The sequence below is a fragment of the Pontibacter fetidus genome (genome assembly GCF_010119545.1).
Taxonomy (GTDB): domain Bacteria; phylum Bacteroidota; class Bacteroidia; order Cytophagales; family Hymenobacteraceae; genus Pontibacter; species Pontibacter fetidus.
Genome location: NZ_JAAEAA010000013.1, coordinates 57371 through 74764, shown reverse-complemented (window position 1 = coordinate 74764; position 17394 = coordinate 57371). Strand labels below are relative to the sequence as shown.

Genomic DNA, 17394 nt, shown 5'->3' with positions numbered 1-17394 from the left:
ACAAAAAGGCTCTGAATTATCAGAGCCTTTTTAGTTACATATAATCGTTTTCAAAAAATCCGGAAGTGTAAACTATAGCTACTTATGCGTACTAACTATAGATTATACTTTGCTTTTGGTTAGTTTATTCTTCACGGTCAGGTAATCGATGTAGTAGAGCAGCTTAACCGAAAGCATGTTAGACTGCGGTGAGCTGAACGTGTGGTTTATGTTATCGAAATAGCGTGGCTTAAGAGTGTCGCCATATTCCAAGAACGCGTCTTTGAACACAATGGATAACTGGCTACCCGGTGCAAACCACCACGAATACTCCAGGTCCATGTTAAAAGAGTTGAAATTTTTGTCAAGCGCTACGGAGGCGTTTTCCTTTTTAAAATCTGAAGGAACCAGCTTACCGTTATCAAGCAGCTCGTAAAAAGTCTCAAACTCAGCTTTTGACCAGTTATGCCATGCCCGCAGGTTAAGCGACATTTTGTTATTAAACACATATTGTAGCTCCACACTGTTCGATACATTGTCAACGTCGCGTGTCCCGAAGATGATCTTTCCTTCATGCATATCCGCAAAACCAACTTCACTTACTCTCAAACCATTTGAGAAACTATACAGAAGCAGCAGTTTATCGTTAGGGCGGAAACGTGGCGAAATAGAGAAACCAAAATTCTGGCGATCATTCTCATCAAACCAGCGGTAATCAGCACTTATATCAAGGGCAAACTTTTTACTATAGTTGGTAGAGATATACCCTCCTGCACTATAGTTTCTAGGGTACTCATAAAACCAGCCAGGTACGCGGGCTTCATAGTGGTCATAGGTTTTAACAGGCTCCAGGTTAGCGAATAAACCTGCATTCACAAAATTCTTAAACGTTGCATTCAGGTTACTATAGATAAAGAAATTCTGAAAGTCGCCGGTATCGTAGCGCTGCGAATAGACCGCCCCGATGCTACTGTTCATGTTCAGCAGTTTCCAGAAGGGTTGGTAAATGTTGTACTGCAGATAAAGGTTCTCTTCAATCAGGTTATCCTGAAAATTTATACCTAAGTCGTTGGGGTTATAGGTATCTGATTTTATAGTATGGTTTAAGTTATAGGTAAAATTACCACTGGTTTTGCCTGCACCTATCGAGTAAGTATAGCCTAATTTGGTATCATCGGTATGGTATTGCTGGCTAAGCGCAACCTTGCCATCTATCGCGTACTTGTTTCCTTTTGTATTTAACCTGAACAGAAAGGCGCTCAGGTTGGCATCGTAGGTACTGCCCTGTCGCATAACATTGGTGTTTACAAACGTTACGTAGGAGTTGTTTTTCAGGGTCTGGTCCAGTACGGTTACGTTATAGTTTGTAAGGGGCTGGGTTTCGCGCTCAAACTCGGCGCCGGTAATGGTATCGCGCAAGGTGGCATATGCACGCCCCACCACTACGTTAAATACCCCTACACCAAGCCCGGATTTGGTACGGCCCGATACCTTGGTACCGTTTATCATTTTAGTTGCACCAGGGTTTTCCTTTATTACCGTATGTTCGGGCAAGTCTCTCTGAACATCGTAGAAATGTATAGGCCTAGCGCCTATCCTCCTGGAGTACAGAAAATTGCCTTTATTAAACAGCTCTGTACCTTCCATAAAAAATGGACGGTTCTCGTTATACTGAATCTCGAACGGTGAAAGATTAAGCACCTGGTTATCTGATTTTACCTGGCTGAAATCCGGGATCAGGGTCATATCCAGGGTAAACGCATCGCTGATGCCATACTTCAGGTCCATGCCACCGCTAAACTTAACGTCTTCTTTATATTTTTCGCCTGCGCCTTCGCTTGCGCCAGTCGGGAAGCGTTCGGCATTGGCCGAAACATAAGGCGTAAAGGACAAGCGCACAGGTGGTGTTATTTCTTTAATGCCTTTTAACAAACCCCACTGGTTTACGAAACCGTCTTTAGAGGGCTCTACGTGGTTCCAGAAATAGCCTTTACGGCGGGCCTGGCGGTTACGCATAAAGTTTAGGCCCCACAGCTGTTCTGGTCGCTCACTGAAACGGATAGCAGAATAAGGTATCTTCATTTCAACCACCCAGCTGCTGCCTTGTATTGTTGCATTGCTTTCCCACACCGCGTTCCAGCTAAAGTCTTCGCCATTCGAGGAATAACGGGAGTCTAACTGCACACCTGCGGGTGTTACAAAAAAGCCGTAACCATTAATTTCGTCATTGTATGTATCCAGAAAGACACCAAACCAGTCGGCATTACCAGTGTCGTCACGGCCGCTCAAACTTTTAAAGATACTGTCAGGCGACACTTCCTGCATTACGGCACCAATGTAGATGGCGGCATCATCATACATTACTTTTACTTGTGTCGGGTATTTTTCTTTTGGGCCCGGGTTTGGCCTGTTCTGGATAAAGTCTGTCCCGATCTGGGCCTGCTGCCATTCCGGCTCATCAAGTACCCCATCTATTTTAGGAGTAGCGGTTACCCGTAATGCTGAGAGTTCTTTTTTAGGAGCAGTGGGCTGCGGTTGTTTAGCTGATTGCGCCACCGCGTGCGTGCCCGGCAGGAAAGATAGTAAACAGCAAAAAACCAGCAACAAAGCTGCTTGTAAACTTTTTTTCATAGTAGTATGTGCGCGTAATGTTTATTCTAAAGTGCAAAGGTAATCGCTTATTGCGGCCAAGTATAACCTTAATGAGATAAAGATGTAGCAAACCTGTAAATGGTTGCTTAGGCAGCAGAAAATTCTAAAATAAAAAAGCCATGCCTCAGCGGCATGGCTTCCAGTTTTAACAGAAGTATAAACTATAGGTCTTCTTCGCGCACCAGCATCAGCACTGCCGACTGCGGAACTATAAAATACTTTTCGCCGATATAGTTTATTTCTACAGCGTCGCGCTGCAGGTATATGGCCAGGTCGCCTTCTTTGGCCTGCAACGGTATGTAGCGCACGTCATCTTTGTCTTCGTCCCAGTCTTCTTCATCAAAACTATAGTCGGCGGGTATAGGGTAGCCGGGGCCAACGCGCATAATGTAGCCTTCCTGCACTTTCTCTTTTTCCTGCACGCCTGGTGGCAAATACAACCCACTCTTGGTTTGCTCCCGCGATGATTTTGGTTTTATAAGCACCCGGTCGCCAACTATAATGATCTTTTCCAGCTTATTCTTTTCCGATATTCTCATGGACAGTGGCTGCATTAAATAGGGTCGGCGGTTACTTTAAAGCGCATGGCTGCGTTAATGCTTACATCTTTTACAACGGTATTGCGCAGCACAGCACTGGTACGTATGGTGTAGCTATCTTTTTTAAGGTATTCGTCTAGCTTGGCATTGGTCAGGCGCATGTTCAGTGTTTTCACATCCATCGGCACCTCTTCCAGGTAAGCTACACGCACTTCGTCCAGGCCATCGGCTTCAATGTAGATCTCTATACTTTTCAGGAAATCAAAATCCGCACCTTCGGATTCAGGTATAGTTAAGGTTAGTTTATCGAGGGTAACATCTTTTACCAGCTCCGCACGGGTCTTGTTATTCTTAAAAGTAGCTTCGGAGTTGGTAGGCACTGTTACAGGGTCAAAAGCCACCAGGCCTATCGGGAAGTTAGATTCTACAACTATTGTTGCTTCCTCGTTTATATAAAAAGTAAGCAGATCGTCGATGGTATCGCAGGCTACTACTGTGGCAAAAGTTAAAAGAACTGCAAAAACAAAAAGTATGCGTTTCATATTGTAATAAGGTTTAACAGAAAACATATAAAATATAAATGCGACAGGAATTGCAAGTATAAACCGCCTCTCCTGCCGCAATTTACAAAAATTTAATTGCATTAATCCATCATATCAGCTGGGCGCGGACCGTTGGTTGGGTGGTCTTCGCTCCAGCTCATCGGGTAATTTTTGTCCATCAGGTTTACAGCATATTTCGTCAGGAGCAAAGGCTTAAAGGTATCAATCATTACGGCATATTCATGCGTTTCTTTTTTGCCGATGCTTGCCTCTACCGTGCCTGGGTGCGGACCATGTGGAATACCACCCGGATGTATCGTAAACGATGCCCTATCTACGCCTTTGCGCGACATAAAGTCCCCTTCCACGTAGTATAGCACCTCGTCAGAGTCTACGTTAGAGTGATTGTATGGCGCCGGAATAGCCAGCGGGTGGTAATCGAACAGCCTTGGCACAAATGAACAAATTACAAAGTTATGCGCCTCGAAGGTCTGGTGCACGGGAGGTGGCTGATGGATGCGGCCGGTTATCGGTTCAAAATCATAGATCGAGAATGCATACGGGAAGAAATACCCATCCCAACCCACGGCATCAAACGGGCTGAACTCATAGTAATACTGGTGCAGGTAGCCTTCTTTTTTGATTTGCACACGGTATTCGCCTTTTTCGGTTTCGGTGATAAGTTCTACCGGCGGGCGCATGTCGCGCTCACAGAACGGCGAATGCTCCAGCAACTGGCCAAAGTGATTGCGGTAACGGCGCGGCGTTTCAACAGGGCTATGGCTTTCTATAATCAGCAGTCTTACCTGCCCTTCATCGAACCGGAATTTATGGATAACCGTGCGCGGAATTACCAGGTAATCGCCGGGCTTGAACGGGATGCGCCCCATCTGGGTGAGCAGGTCGCCGGAGCCATCGTGCACAAAAACTACTTCGTCGCTGGCTGCATTTTTATAGTAGTAGTTCATTTCGCGCTCGCTCGGGTTGCAGATACTGATATCTACATCGTTGTTGAGCAGCACGGTTTTGCGGGCATCCAGGTAATCGGTACCGGTCGTTTCAATGTTTAATGTGCGCAGGTGGTGCGGTGCCAGCTTTGTACCTTCGGCTATAGTTGGTTTAAACGGCACCGGCTCGTCTATGCGGCTTATTTTGGTAGGCGGATTTATGTGATACAGCAACGATGAAACGCCACTGAAGCCCAGCGTGCCCACTAGCTGCTCGGCATATAAACTGCCATCCGGCTGCCGGAATTGTGTATGTCTTTTTTGCGGGATCTCTCCCAGTTTATAATAAAATGGCATGCGTTAAAGCTACGTTTATAGTTAAAACTGGTGTAATCTTTACAAATGTACAAATATCCGCGACAGTGCTTTTATACGCCGCCTTTTGCCAGCTTCTGGGCTTTACCAAACTGCTTAAGCGCTGCCTGAAACTCTTCGTCGGACTCGTGCAGTACCGGGAAGAAACCGGCATTGCCATACACGCTGCGCGCAATAAAGGCTTTCAGGTTGTTGCGGATCAGGCTTTTAGAACGGTTAAACTGTTCGGCGTTGTATGTTACCTCATTTTTACCGGCCAGTTTCACCATGTCCTGCAGCATTTTGTCTGTTACTTCAAACGATTTTTTGTACTGTGCAAAGCTCATCTTTTCCAGTTGTTTCTGGTTATTTTTGTAGTAAGCCAGGGCATATTCGCGCAGCACATTTTTGTTGTATAGTTGGCTCAGGTACTCTGAGAAAGCTGTGGTATCGCGTGGCACAAACACATCGGGCATAATACCGCCGCCGCCATATACTACACGCCCTTTTGCTGTTTTATACTTCAGCGAATCTACAAACAAACTACTATCCGGGTGGAAGAACTCGCCGTGCTCCAGCCGGTTCAGCATATCTTTTTCATACTCTTCGGTGCCGTTGGTATACGATTTCTGGATAGAGCGCCCGCTTGGTGTATAGTACCTGGATATAGTTAAGCGCAGTTCAGAGCCATCGTTCAGCGGTATCGGCATTTGCACCAGTCCTTTACCAAACGAACGGCGCCCAACTATAAGACCGCGGTCGTTGTCCTGTATGGCACCGGCCACGATCTCTGATGCCGATGCACTGCCTTCATCCAGCAATATAATTAGAGGACCATTCTCGAAATCGCCTTTGGTGCGGGCAAAACTTTTAGAATCATAACGCGTGCCTTTGCCATCGGTATAAACGAGCAACTTATTACCAGCCAAAAACTCATCGGCCATGCGGGTGGCGTGGTCCATGTAGCCGCCGGGGTTGCCACGCAGGTCCAGTATCAGTTGGTTCATGCCTTTCTTTTTAAGCCCGGAAAGTGCCTGCTTAAACTCTTCGAATGTATTGGCCGAGAAGCGACTCACTTTAATATATCCGGTCTTGTCATTTACCATGTAGCTCACATCCACCGACACGGTTGGTATCTTGTCGCGCTGTATGGTAAAGGGCAGTAGCTTGGGGTTGGTGCCGCGCTGTATACTTAAATTAACTTTAGAGCCTTTTTTGCCACGCAGTCGCTTAAATACGCCTTCGTTAGTAATGCCCGTGCCAGCAACATTCTCGTTATCTACTTTTATGATCTTATCACCGGCCAGTATACCCGCTGCCTCCGACGGGCCTCCGCTAAGTGGTGTAATTACATAAATGGTGTCATTAAAAATATTAAACTCCACTCCTATACCTTCAAAATCGCCTTCGAGGTACGAGCGGGCCATAGCCATATCTTTAGCCGGAATATAGGAAGTGTGCGGATCCAGTTTCTCCAGCATTTCGGTTATAGCGTGGTCTGTCAGTGCTTCTATATCCACGGTGTCTACATAGTCGCGGTCTATGTAACTGAGTATATCCCGGAACTTCAGGTAGCTTTTGGCAGTATCCTGCGGATTGGTAGTAGATGGCGAAAACGTGTTTGCCCCGATCAGGACGCCGGCTGCCATGGCCAGTGCAATAAAAAGCGGCAGTTTTATCTGAATAGGCGAATTGCGGATGCTTTTCCTTTCTTCGCTGTGCTCTATTTTACTCATAGTTCTTTGTGTGTCTGTGTAGTATCCGCTCAAATACCAAGCCGCACTACCAATTACGCTTCAATATACGGAAGGGCTACTTATCTATACAAGTACAAATTTAACAGGGTTGCGTTTTGCCACACTACTACAGCCGGTGTTATAATTTAGGAGTTGATTAAGTTAGAAAGTTGGGAAGTTAGAAGGTTAGAAAGTTAAAGCGCTATAGAGATAAACAATTTGCTTCATAAACTATAGTTGAGCCAACCATTTAGCAATTAATCCTTCAGCAACCTGACATTACAGCAATTCAGCAATTAAATCTCCAAACAATCAACAAGTAACAATCAGCAATTAAATACTTACCTTTGTGGTGCAAATGCATACTATGGGCAGGATACTGGCAATTGATTACGGAACAAAACGCGTTGGCATAGCCGTTACGGATGTACTGCAGATTGCGGCCAATCCGCTGGATACGGTACACTCCAAAGATGCGCTTGCTTACTTGAAAACCTATGTGCAGCGCGAGCCTGTAGAGGCTATAGTTATAGGTATGCCGCGCCGTCTTTCCGGCGAAGATTCGGATGCCACACAGCATGTGGTTGGGTTTATGCGTATTCTGCAGCGGGAGTTCCCAACTATACCGGTGCATACTATAGACGAGCGGTTTACTTCTAAAATGGCACAGGCTGCCATGCTGGCCGGCGGCCTTAAAAAGAAAGACCGTCAGGACAAAGGCACTGTAGACCGTGTGAGCGCCGCCATTATTTTACAATCGTATTTAGAGAGCAAAAACATATTATGATTTACCCTATTGTAGCCTACGGCGACCCTGTACTAAAAAAGGAAGCAGACGACCTGCCAAAGGATTTTCCGAACCTGAAAGAACTGGTAGATGACATGTTTACCACCATGTACCATGCACACGGCGTTGGCCTGGCAGCACCACAAATCGGGAAAGCTATTCGTTTGTTCGTGATAGATTCGGAGCCGATGATGGACGACGAAGATGAAGGAAAAGGTGTGAAGAAAGCCTTTATTAACGCTGAGATACTGGAAGAAGACGGTGAAGAGTGGGGCTTTGAAGAAGGCTGTTTAAGTATACCAGGTGTCCGCGAAACCGTGTACCGCCCGGAGCGCATTGTTATCCGCTATTTTGATGAAGAATGGAACGAACACACCGATACCTATGATGGCATGACTGCCCGCGTTATCCAGCACGAGTACGACCACATTGAAGGCATCCTGTTTACAGACCACCTGAACGGCCTGAAAAAGCGCCTGATCAAAAATAAGCTGACCAAAATATCGAAAGGCGAAGTAGACGCCGACTATAAAATGAAGTTCCCGGCTGCCGATAAGCGCCGCTAGATTTATAGTTTAGAAGTATAAAAACCGGCCTGCTATAGTTTTATAGCAGGCCGGTTTGGTTTCTTTTAACGGACTTAGCCATAAGGCGGCGTAGCTGGCTTATGGGTATGGTTATAACCTTTTGTTTTTAGAAATTACGTAGGCAAATTGAAGTCCCGCCGCTGGATAAATTTGGCTATTTTTAAAATCAAAGTCAGCTGCATAACCTAAACCTAGGTGAAGATTATAAAGAAACTTCTGTCCAAGAGGCCTTTGCATGCCCCAATGTACTTCATTCAGTAAAGTTCTATTCAGGGGATTATTTAGCTGATTCCACTCGTTGTTTTCGAAAACTCTGGCTGTGGTGTACTTAGTCTGAAAGGCAACGTAATTACCCGCGTTGTTTAGTAAAGACTTTGACTTAGTAGCTCTTTTATCTCGGTTATAGGTATATTTGAACTCAGACCTAAAATAAGCCACAGGCTCTTTGAGGATGAACGTACTGTTGAACCCGTTGGCATAGCTGTTCTTGTCAATAGAGTATCCGCCCCCCAAACCAGCACTTAGGTTTACAGACCACTTATCGCTAAACGGCACTTCATAGCCTACTCCAATTCCTTGGAGTCCTATTTCAAGCTTCGTCATACTTACCAACTCTTTTGATTGAACTGGCTCGTTTGACTGTGCAAGCGCACTAAAACTAAACATTGATAGGGCTAAAAGTAAAAAGTTTGATTTCATTTTTGTATCTAAAATTGGTTATAACTATTGGATATCTGGAGTACCTACTCCTACTATCTGCCAAATACGGTAGATAGCAGGAGTAGCTGCTTATCAAATATAGTAATTATCAATTAACTATAGTTTCACTACTCTTCAAGTATAACCTAACCTATAACTTTCGCCTCACCAACGATATCCTTGTTTTGCGGATCTGCCTTGTCGCTATAAACTGCAGCCTTTCGTTGAATAAAATCCAGCCACCTATCGCTCCAATTATACTGCCGGTTAAAATATCGAAAAAGCGGGCTTGTATTAACTCACTTGGGTTTATAGTTAAAGCTGTACCGGTTTCTGCCAGGAATATGGTAAGCACCGTGATGAAAACAACCGCAATACCATAGTTGCGCACGATCAGAAACTCCACAATTATCTGCAGCAAGATGATGCCCAAGGTAATGACGAGCATAGATGGGTTTAGCAACAATATAAACCACGTTAATACCAGCCCTATAAATGTACCCAACACACGCTGCGCACTACGTTGCCAAATATGGGTAGCGCTAATCCCCTGCATTACAGCTGCGCAAGAGGTTGGCACCCAGTAAGGCGTATCCAGCTCAAATAAATGGGCAATAAGCAACGAAACACCCACAAAAAACCCGAACGTAACTGACTCTACAAAATTGATGTACTGGTTTTTGGTCACGGTTATAACTTCATCAGCAGCATTGGTATTTCTTAAGGTTACCAAACTATAAACCAGCCCTAGCAGGCACGAGATCATCGTTCCGATGCCCACGAGCCCTATTTTATGCGGAACAGTTTCCAAGTTATGCGGCAAGGATATGGCAACCGACGCGATCATGATAAAAAAGAAGTTACCTGGCGGACGTACCATTTTAAGGTAATAAAGCACCAGGTGCACTGTAAAAGCATACAGGCCCAGCACCAAAGAAGCCACCACCGGGTTAAAGCCAAACAAAGCTCCCACCGCATACGACACCATAATTCCGAATGAGCTTGCCATCAGCACGATCATGCGGCGGGCTATACTTTGGGATTGGATGTACAAAATAACCAAAGCTGCCATCGAAACCAGTTTACCATCCTGCAGGTTATCAGTAAAGTAGCCTGCCAATACAGGTAGGCCCACACACAGGCCAGCCAGCACCGGCAAATGCCACTTGCGGTCTGTCTGTTTAAATTCGAGAAGCTGCTTCAGCATTTCTGCCATATTTTTAACCGTAGATTCAATTATTTAACTAATCTCAAAGGTATAGGTTAAGCTATTTACATTAGATGATTAAAATCATCCGTAAAATTTTTCAGCATTAACTATACTGGTATGGCAGGCAAAACCTGAACGGGTGTTTAACTATAGTTCAGAAAAGCATAAATAATTTAGCGATTAGCCAGGCAATGGTTATAAACCAACTTATCGTTTTATTGCGTACAGGGCATGTATGGCCCGAACTATAACAACTGTATTTGTGCTGTTTGCTTTGCTGCTGCCCTTGCATAGCTATAGTTGGGGATTTTACGCACACCAGCGTATTAACCGGCTGGCTGTGTTTGCCTTACCTCCCGAAATGGTCGGATTTTACAAGAAACACATCCGTTACATTACCGAGAACGCCGTTAACCCCGACAAGCGCCGTTACGCAGTAGAAGGCGAAGCTCCGCGCCACTACATTGACTTAGACGAGTATGGCGACAGCGCCCTGTATAAATTACCACGTTACTGGCAGCCCGCCGTCGAAAAGTTTACCGAAGACACCTTAATGGCGTTTGGCATTGTGCCCTGGCACATCAATTTTATGAAGTATCAGCTTACGCAGGCGTTTAAAGAACGGAACCTGGACAAAATACTCCGGGTGTCGTCTGACCTGGGCCATTACATTGCAGATGCCTGCGTGCCGCTGCACACCACCAGCAACTATAACGGGCAACTTACCGATCAGCGCGGGATACATGGCTTCTGGGAGTCGCGGTTGCCGGAACTGTTTTCAGATAACTATGACTTTTTTGTAGGTCCTGCACAGTACATTACTAATCCGCAGCTGCGGGCCTGGGACCTGGTTGCCAGCGCCCACATAGCCCTTGATTCTGTGCTGAGTTTTGAGCGCCAGTTAACTATAGCTTTTGATGAGGAGAAAAAATACGGCTTTGAACTGCGAAATAACCTGACCACCCGTGTTTACTCCCGCGAATTTTCGGAAGCCTATAGTAAAAAGCTGAACGGCCAGGTAGAGCGGCAAATGCGCTTAGCGATACAAACCGTTGCCAGCTTTTGGTATACCGCCTGGGTAGATGCCGGACAACCAAATTTAGGCACACTCGCCACTTCCCTTACCCCCGAAGAACTGCACCGCCTGGAAATGGAGAAAAAAGACTACGAAACCGGCCCGCACAAACCAAGAGAGGAAGGGAATTAGAGTAAGCTTGTCTGAATCAGGATTTGCAGGATTAATGGATTAGCAGGATTTAACCTCACCCCAGCCCTCTCCTTTTGAAGAGGGTTCCTACCCCCAATACAGGAGAGGGAGTTTTTACTGCTACTACTACTTTATTTGTCATCCTGGAAGGATCTTGTGACGAGATGCGTGAAGCCTTTGCTATAACACACCCCTGCCCCTCTCAAGAGGGGATTTTTTGGCTATAATTATAGTTGACTGTATAGATTCATAGTTATAGTCCATGAGGCGGACAGGTCGCGACCTGTTCCTACGAAACTATACCCACGATCAATCTCGAAGCTTATACTATCAAACTATAGACAGAGGAACATAATAGAAAGATAGCAGTCTTTGGGTTGAGCGCCTTTGACTTGTTGCGGTGGCGTGAGCCAATCCGAGGAACGAGGATAGCAAGAAGGCAGCAGCGCGATGCCCGAAGACGGGGCCTCCCGGCCGTGAGGGCACCAAAGCTCATTTGAAACGATGGGTAGGTAAAGCTCCCAGGATTAGAGGAAATTTGAAAGTATAGCTTGGCTCAAGATGCAACTATAATTAACTAAAAGCTGGTACAGATTTCTCCTTGCGTCGAAATGACAAATGTTCAACTATAGTATTAGGCTCTAGCAAAAGCTGGACACATTGCTAGTTCATAAAAAAACAGATCTCACTACCCTCAAAATGACACTACCCCTGATTTCCCTTACAATCTAAAAAACCCTATATTGCTACACCTTAAAAATACTATTAAACCTTATGAACAACCTGACTACTTTGCGCAGAAGTTTCCTGCTACTGAGCCTGTTGCTGTGCTTTATATTGCAGCCTGCCCTGGCTCAGAAAAACAATAATGCCGCAACTATAGCCAAACTCGATGCTTACTACCAAAAAGCTTTAAAAGACTGGGATGTGCCGGGAATGGCTATTGCTATCGTTAAAAACGACTCAGTAATATTTGCCAAAGGCTATGGCGTACTTAACAACAAAACAGGCGGGCAAGTAGATGCCAATACACTTTTCGGAATCGCGTCTAACTCCAAAGCCTATACTTCGGCTGCGCTGGCAACCCTAGTTGATGCTGGCAAAATAAAATGGACAGACAAGGTAAATAAGTACATCCCATACCTGAAAATGTATTCGCCATACGTTACCGAAAACCTGACTATAGAAGACTTACTAAGCCACCGTGCAGGGCTTAGAACATTTGGCGGCGACCTGCTTTGGTACAACACCAACTATAGCCGCGAAGAAATTATCCGGAGAATGCAGTACCTGGAGCCCGATTATGGTTTCCGGGATGGTTATGGCTACTCTAACCTGATGTTTATAACCGCTGGTGAAGTGATTGAAAATGTAACTGGCAAGACCTGGGAAAACTATATAAAAGAAACCTTCTTCCAGCCACTGGGCATGACCCGTTCTTATACTTCGGTAAACGACCTGAAAGGGGTGCAGAATGTAGCTTCACCGCACGGTTTTGATAAAGAGGGTAAACCAGTAGCTACCATCCTTACCGCCTGGGACAACTGGAATCCGGCTGCCGGCATTTTTACCAGCGTAACCCAGCAGGCCCAGTGGATGCGCCTGCAACTGAACCGCGGTACCTATAACGGCAAAAAGATTTTCAGCGAAAATGCCAGCCGCCATATGTGGCAGGCCCACAACCCCATGCCTGTGTCTAAAGGCTCTGAAGAGTTTATGCCTTCTACCCACTTTAGTGCAGCAGGCCTGGGTTGGTTTGTGAGCGATTACGAAGGCCGCAAACTGGTATACCATGGTGGCGGACACGAGGGCATGAACAGCCGTACCGTACTGGCTCCTGAAGAGAAACTGGGCATCGTGATATTGACTAACAGCATGAGCAGCATTATGACACCGATTGCCAACTATACCTTAGACCAGTTTTTTGGTGTGCAGCATGGCAAAGACTGGAGCCAGGTTACGTTGGATATGATGGCAAAAGCGAAAAAAGCACAAGCCGAAACGCAAGCCAAAGCCCCGAAAGAGAAAAAGCGCAAAAGCAAACCAACCATGGACCTGAGCGCTTATACGGGCACCTACTACAGCCAGCTATACGGTAATGCTACTGTAACTATAAAAGACGGCAAACTGGATCTACAGTTGGTACCAGCGCAGGCATTAGGAGGTACGCTTACCCACTGGCAGCACGATATTTTTGACCTGGACTGGAAAAACGATTTCGCATTGCTGACACCTACAAAAGTGCGGTTCTTAGTTGGCCCGGACGGAACTATAAGCCAGATGCGCATAGATTCTGACAACCCGGATTTCCACTTTGATGAGCTGAAGTTTGAGCGTGTAAAGTAACTAATAACCTTACAGGTAACTATAAACACAAAAGCCGCACTTACGGGTGCGGCTTTTGTGTTTCCGTTAAGGAACGATTAACTTAAGAAACCAGCATTGCCACTACTCCAACAACTGCGAAGTATCCTGCAATGATCCAGTAAGCTAACTCATCTTGATTGTGGTAAACATTTTTCATCATAAACAACCTTTAATCGTTAAACACTGATTTATCCCTTTGGCTGTCTTTGTATTATAGGCTACGAGCGTTGTTACCGATTTGTTAACACAAGATAAAATAACCCAAAAACAAACAATATTTAATTTAAAAAATTCAATTTAAGACCTAAAAACAGCTTTTTTTATAGTTGCTCAGGTTAAATAAGAATTCATTTAATTGGCTTGATCTCAGGCGATGAAAAAGAAAAAGGCTTGCTGCAAAATCTGCAACAAGCCTTTTTTATAAAGTATATAAAACTGTTTTATACCAGCTTCTTATAACGGATACGCTTTGGCTCAACATCGCCCATGCGCTTCTTCTTGTTCTCTTCGTAATCGGTGTAGTTACCTTCAAACCAGCAAACCTGCGAGTCGCCTTCAAAGGCCAGGATGTGCGTACAGATACGGTCAAGGAACCAACGGTCGTGTGAGATGATTACAGCGCAACCTGCAAAGTTCTCCAGGGCATCTTCCAGCGCACGGATCGCGTTCACGTCCAGGTCGTTGGTTGGCTCATCGAGTAGCAGCAAGTTTCCGCCTTCTTTCAGCGTCATAGCCAGGTGCACACGGTTTCGCTCACCACCCGACAGGTTGGCTACTTTCTTTTCCTGGTCGCCTCCCGTAAAGTTAAATTTGCTTACATAAGCCCGGGAAACTACCTGGCGTCCAGCCATCATCATGTGCTCCGTACCACCCGATATCACCTCGAATACAGATTTATTAGGGTCAAGCTGGGCATGCTCCTGGTCTACATACGAAATCTGCACTGTAGAGCCCACTGTAAAGTCACCGGCATCTGGTTTCTCCTGGCCTGTTATCAGTTTAAACAAAGTAGTTTTACCAGCACCGTTTGGACCAATGATACCAACTATACCACCTTGCGGCAGCGAGAAGTTCAGGTTCTCGAACAGTAATTTATCACCATAAGCTTTGCTGATGTTGTGCGCATCGATAACCTGAGCACCCAGACGCGGGCCGTCCGGAATAAATAGCTCCAGTTTATCTTCTTTCTGTTTGGCATCTTCGCCGGCTAGTTTATCATACTGGCTGATACGCGCTTTAGACTTGGCATGGCGTGCTTTGGGCGCCATCTTAACCCACTCCAACTCGCGCTGTAATGTTTTCTGACGCTTGCTTTCGGTCTTTTCTTCCTGTGCCAGACGGTTAGATTTCTGTTCTAGCCAGCTGCTATAGTTACCTTTCCACGGAATACCTTCGCCACGGTCCAGTTCCAGTATCCAGCCAGCCACATTATCCAGGAAGTAACGGTCGTGGGTTACGGCAATTACGGTACCTTTATACTGCTTTAAGTGCTGCTCCAGCCAGTCTACTGATTCAGCATCCAGGTGGTTGGTAGGCTCATCCAGTAACAGTACATCGGGCTCCTGCAATAGCAAACGGCATAGTGCTACACGGCGCTTCTCACCACCACTCAGGTTACCGATTATAGCATCTTCAGGCGGCGTTCTTAAGGCGTCCATGGCGCGCTCCAGGCGGTTGTCCAGTTCCCAGGCGTTGTGGTGGTCCAGTTTTTCCTGCACTACACCCTGGCGCTCGATAAGCTTATTCATCTCATCGTCAGTCATCTCTTCGCCAAACTTCATGTTGATCTCGTCAAATTCCTTCAACAAAGCCACCACTTCGCTTACGCCTTCTTCCACCACTTCGCGCACAGTTTTGGTTGGGTCCAGTTGCGGTTCCTGCTCCAGGTAACCTACTGTGTAACCCGGGCTCCAGACTACTTCGCCCTGTATCTGCTTATCAACTCCTGCAATTATCTTCAGCAAGCTAGACTTACCAGAACCGTTAAGACCCAGCACGCCAATTTTAGCGCCATAGAAAAAAGAGAGGTAAATATTTTTAAGTACTTGTTTTTGCGGAGGGTAAACTTTACTTACCCCGGCCATCGAGAAAATGATCTTTTCGTTGCTCATGCTATCGTTCTGTCAGGTTTATACGTTCCGGAAAGTGGCAAATCTGCTTTTTCAAACAGCAGGCTGCCATCGTTTTCGTTTTCAGATTAAATACAAATATCGTAAAATTTCATGCATTTACCCCTCAGAATATTGCCACGAAATCGTTAAACTTGTAAAATACTGTTGGGTTTAGTATACTTATACTTGCTTTGCAACCAGCTTCGCCTGCAAACTGTTTGTGCCATCTGTTTTACGGATGCGCTCATATAACGCTTAAGTTAAAGCTGCGTATGCTAAAGTTAGTTTAAAAAGTGCCTTACCCTATTTTTTGACGCAAAACCCGATCCAGTCAAATGGAAAACAACGATCTATTGGAAGAAGCCAAGAAATATGGCTTTATTCAGGACCAGCAGGTGTGGCTGAAACCCTTCATGAACTACCCTGCCCGCCAGGTTGGCGATGTAAAAGAATCTGAGAACGACTCCTTAGTATACTTTGCGAGACGTTTTGAAATGTTCCGTGAAAAAGTGAACTCCCTGTTGGAGCGAATTGCGTCATCTGAGAACAAGGGGTCTTTTCTGATGAAAGTGCTTCATATGAAAGAGCAGGTGGGCGAGTACGATGCCCTTGGCGATTTTGAAGTAATGTTTCATACCCTGAGTAAGGCCGAAGAAAACATTAACGAAACGATAAAGCAGAACCGGGAGAAGAACCTGGCCATTAAAATAGGGCTGATACAACAGGCCGAAGCACTGCAGGAGAGTATTGAATGGAAAGAAGCATCGGACCAACTAAAAGAACTGCGCGCCACCTGGATAAAGACCGGCCCTGTAGACAAGGAACTGACCGAAGAAATTGAGGAACGCTTTAAAGCCCCGATAGAGGCGTTTTTTGAGCGCAAAAAGAACTTCTTTGAAGACAAGAAGCGTATGCAGAACCACGCATACGACAAGTATAAAGACCTGATCAGGCAATCGATAGCGCTGCAGAACTCCGACGACTGGGAAAACACAACAGCCAAGCTAAAGCAATTGCAGAACCAGTGGAAAGACATAGACAGCAGCCTGCCGCGCAAAGTTACCAGCAAACTATGGACTGACTTCCGTAAAGCGCATAACCACTTTTTTGAGCGCCTGAAGGTGAAGATTAACAGCGAAAAGAATGCATCGCGCGAGCAGTTTTACGACACTAACTACGAAAAGAAAAAGCAGCTGGTAGACGAAGCCAACGGTTTGCTGGAGCAGCATAACCTGAACGATGCCGTACGTCGCGCCAAGGAACTGCAGGCCGAATGGAAAAAAGTAGGCCCGGTGCATCCGTCTGTATCAGACCAGGTGTGGGAACAGTTTATAAAAGCCTGCGACCGGATATTTGAAACCAGCAGCCTGGAGCACTACATCCGAAAACGCCAGCAGGCCAGCAACGAAAAGCTAAGCGAAGCAGATGGCCTTAATGCCCGCATCAACGCGCTGAAGGATTTTATAAAATCAGATAAAAGCGAGCTGGAAGTGCTGGAAGATAACCTGGATAAACTGAGCGACTCGCCAAGCAACGACACCTTCCGTAGTATGCTGCAGGGTAAGATCCGTAACTTTAAGCGGAAGATAAACACCAAACAGCAACTGATAGAAGGGTTTAAAGAGAAGTTGGGGGCTTATAGCAACAACGCTTAACCAAACTATAGCTATACTTTAA

General features: G+C 45.7%; 13 protein-coding genes. 5 read left to right on the top strand and 8 right to left on the bottom strand.

Annotated elements, in window-relative coordinates; genetic code table 11:
* Positions 1 to 102: 102 nt before the first annotated feature.
* The 5 genes from GWO68_RS11255 to GWO68_RS11235 all read right to left on the bottom strand — a co-directional run bounded on the left by GWO68_RS11255 (position 103) and on the right by GWO68_RS11235 (position 6749).
* Complete coding sequence (locus GWO68_RS11255; protein WP_162346549.1) at positions 103 to 2610, bottom strand: DUF5916 domain-containing protein; 2508 nt, start codon at positions 2608 to 2610, stop codon at positions 103 to 105.
* 182 nt (positions 2611 to 2792) lie between these two features.
* Positions 2793 to 3170, bottom strand: a complete 378-nt coding sequence (locus GWO68_RS11250; RefSeq protein ID WP_162346548.1) for a co-chaperone GroES — start codon at positions 3168 to 3170, stop codon at positions 2793 to 2795.
* 14 nt (positions 3171 to 3184) lie between these two features.
* The gene (locus GWO68_RS11245; RefSeq protein ID WP_162346547.1) at positions 3185 to 3712 is read right to left on the bottom strand and encodes a hypothetical protein; all 528 of its coding nucleotides are present in this window, start codon (positions 3710 to 3712) and stop codon (positions 3185 to 3187) included.
* A gap of 101 nt (positions 3713 to 3813) precedes the next feature.
* Complete coding sequence (locus GWO68_RS11240; RefSeq protein ID WP_162346546.1) at positions 3814 to 5016, bottom strand: homogentisate 1,2-dioxygenase; 1203 nt, start codon at positions 5014 to 5016, stop codon at positions 3814 to 3816.
* 71 nt (positions 5017 to 5087) lie between these two features.
* A complete protein-coding gene (locus GWO68_RS11235) occupies positions 5088 to 6749 on the bottom strand; it encodes a S41 family peptidase (RefSeq protein ID WP_162346545.1) in 1662 nt (553 codons plus the stop codon).
* A 367-nt stretch (positions 6750 to 7116) separates the two neighbouring features.
* Between GWO68_RS11235 and ruvX the strand changes: the two genes are divergently transcribed.
* Together ruvX and def are read left to right on the top strand one after the other, a co-directional pair.
* The gene (gene ruvX, locus GWO68_RS11230; RefSeq protein ID WP_162346544.1) at positions 7117 to 7536 is read left to right on the top strand and encodes a Holliday junction resolvase RuvX; all 420 of its coding nucleotides are present in this window, start codon (positions 7117 to 7119) and stop codon (positions 7534 to 7536) included.
* Positions 7533 to 8102: a peptide deformylase gene (gene def / locus GWO68_RS11225; RefSeq protein WP_162346543.1), complete on the top strand. Its 570-nt coding sequence runs from the start codon at positions 7533 to 7535 to the stop codon at positions 8100 to 8102. Before ruvX ends, def begins: the two co-directional genes overlap by 4 nt.
* Before the next feature lie 111 nt (positions 8103 to 8213).
* Here def and GWO68_RS11220 read toward each other — a convergent pair whose 3' ends face one another.
* Positions 8214 to 8822 (bottom strand): hypothetical protein, encoded by a 609-nt coding sequence (locus GWO68_RS11220; RefSeq protein ID WP_162346542.1) that lies wholly within the window; start codon positions 8820 to 8822, stop codon positions 8214 to 8216.
* A gap of 151 nt (positions 8823 to 8973) precedes the next feature.
* Complete coding sequence (locus GWO68_RS11215; RefSeq protein ID WP_235942030.1) at positions 8974 to 10038, bottom strand: FUSC family protein; 1065 nt, start codon at positions 10036 to 10038, stop codon at positions 8974 to 8976.
* Positions 10039 to 10267: 229 nt separating this feature from the next.
* On the opposite strand from GWO68_RS11215, the gene GWO68_RS11210 reads away from it, so the two are divergent.
* Entirely contained in the window at positions 10268 to 11239 is a 972-nt protein-coding gene (locus GWO68_RS11210; protein ID WP_235942029.1) for a zinc dependent phospholipase C family protein, read from the top strand.
* 774 nt (positions 11240 to 12013) lie between these two features.
* A complete protein-coding gene (locus GWO68_RS11205) occupies positions 12014 to 13585 on the top strand; it encodes a serine hydrolase (RefSeq protein WP_162346540.1) in 1572 nt (523 codons plus the stop codon).
* A gap of 461 nt (positions 13586 to 14046) precedes the next feature.
* Here GWO68_RS11205 and ettA read toward each other — a convergent pair whose 3' ends face one another.
* Entirely contained in the window at positions 14047 to 15717 is a 1671-nt protein-coding gene (ettA, locus tag GWO68_RS11200; protein WP_162346539.1) for an energy-dependent translational throttle protein EttA, read from the bottom strand.
* A 335-nt stretch (positions 15718 to 16052) separates the two neighbouring features.
* Between ettA and GWO68_RS11195 the strand changes: the two genes are divergently transcribed.
* Positions 16053 to 17372, top strand: coding sequence for a DUF349 domain-containing protein (locus tag GWO68_RS11195; protein WP_162346538.1), 1320 nt, complete (start codon positions 16053 to 16055; stop codon positions 17370 to 17372).
* The last annotated feature ends 22 nt before the right edge of the window (positions 17373 to 17394 follow it).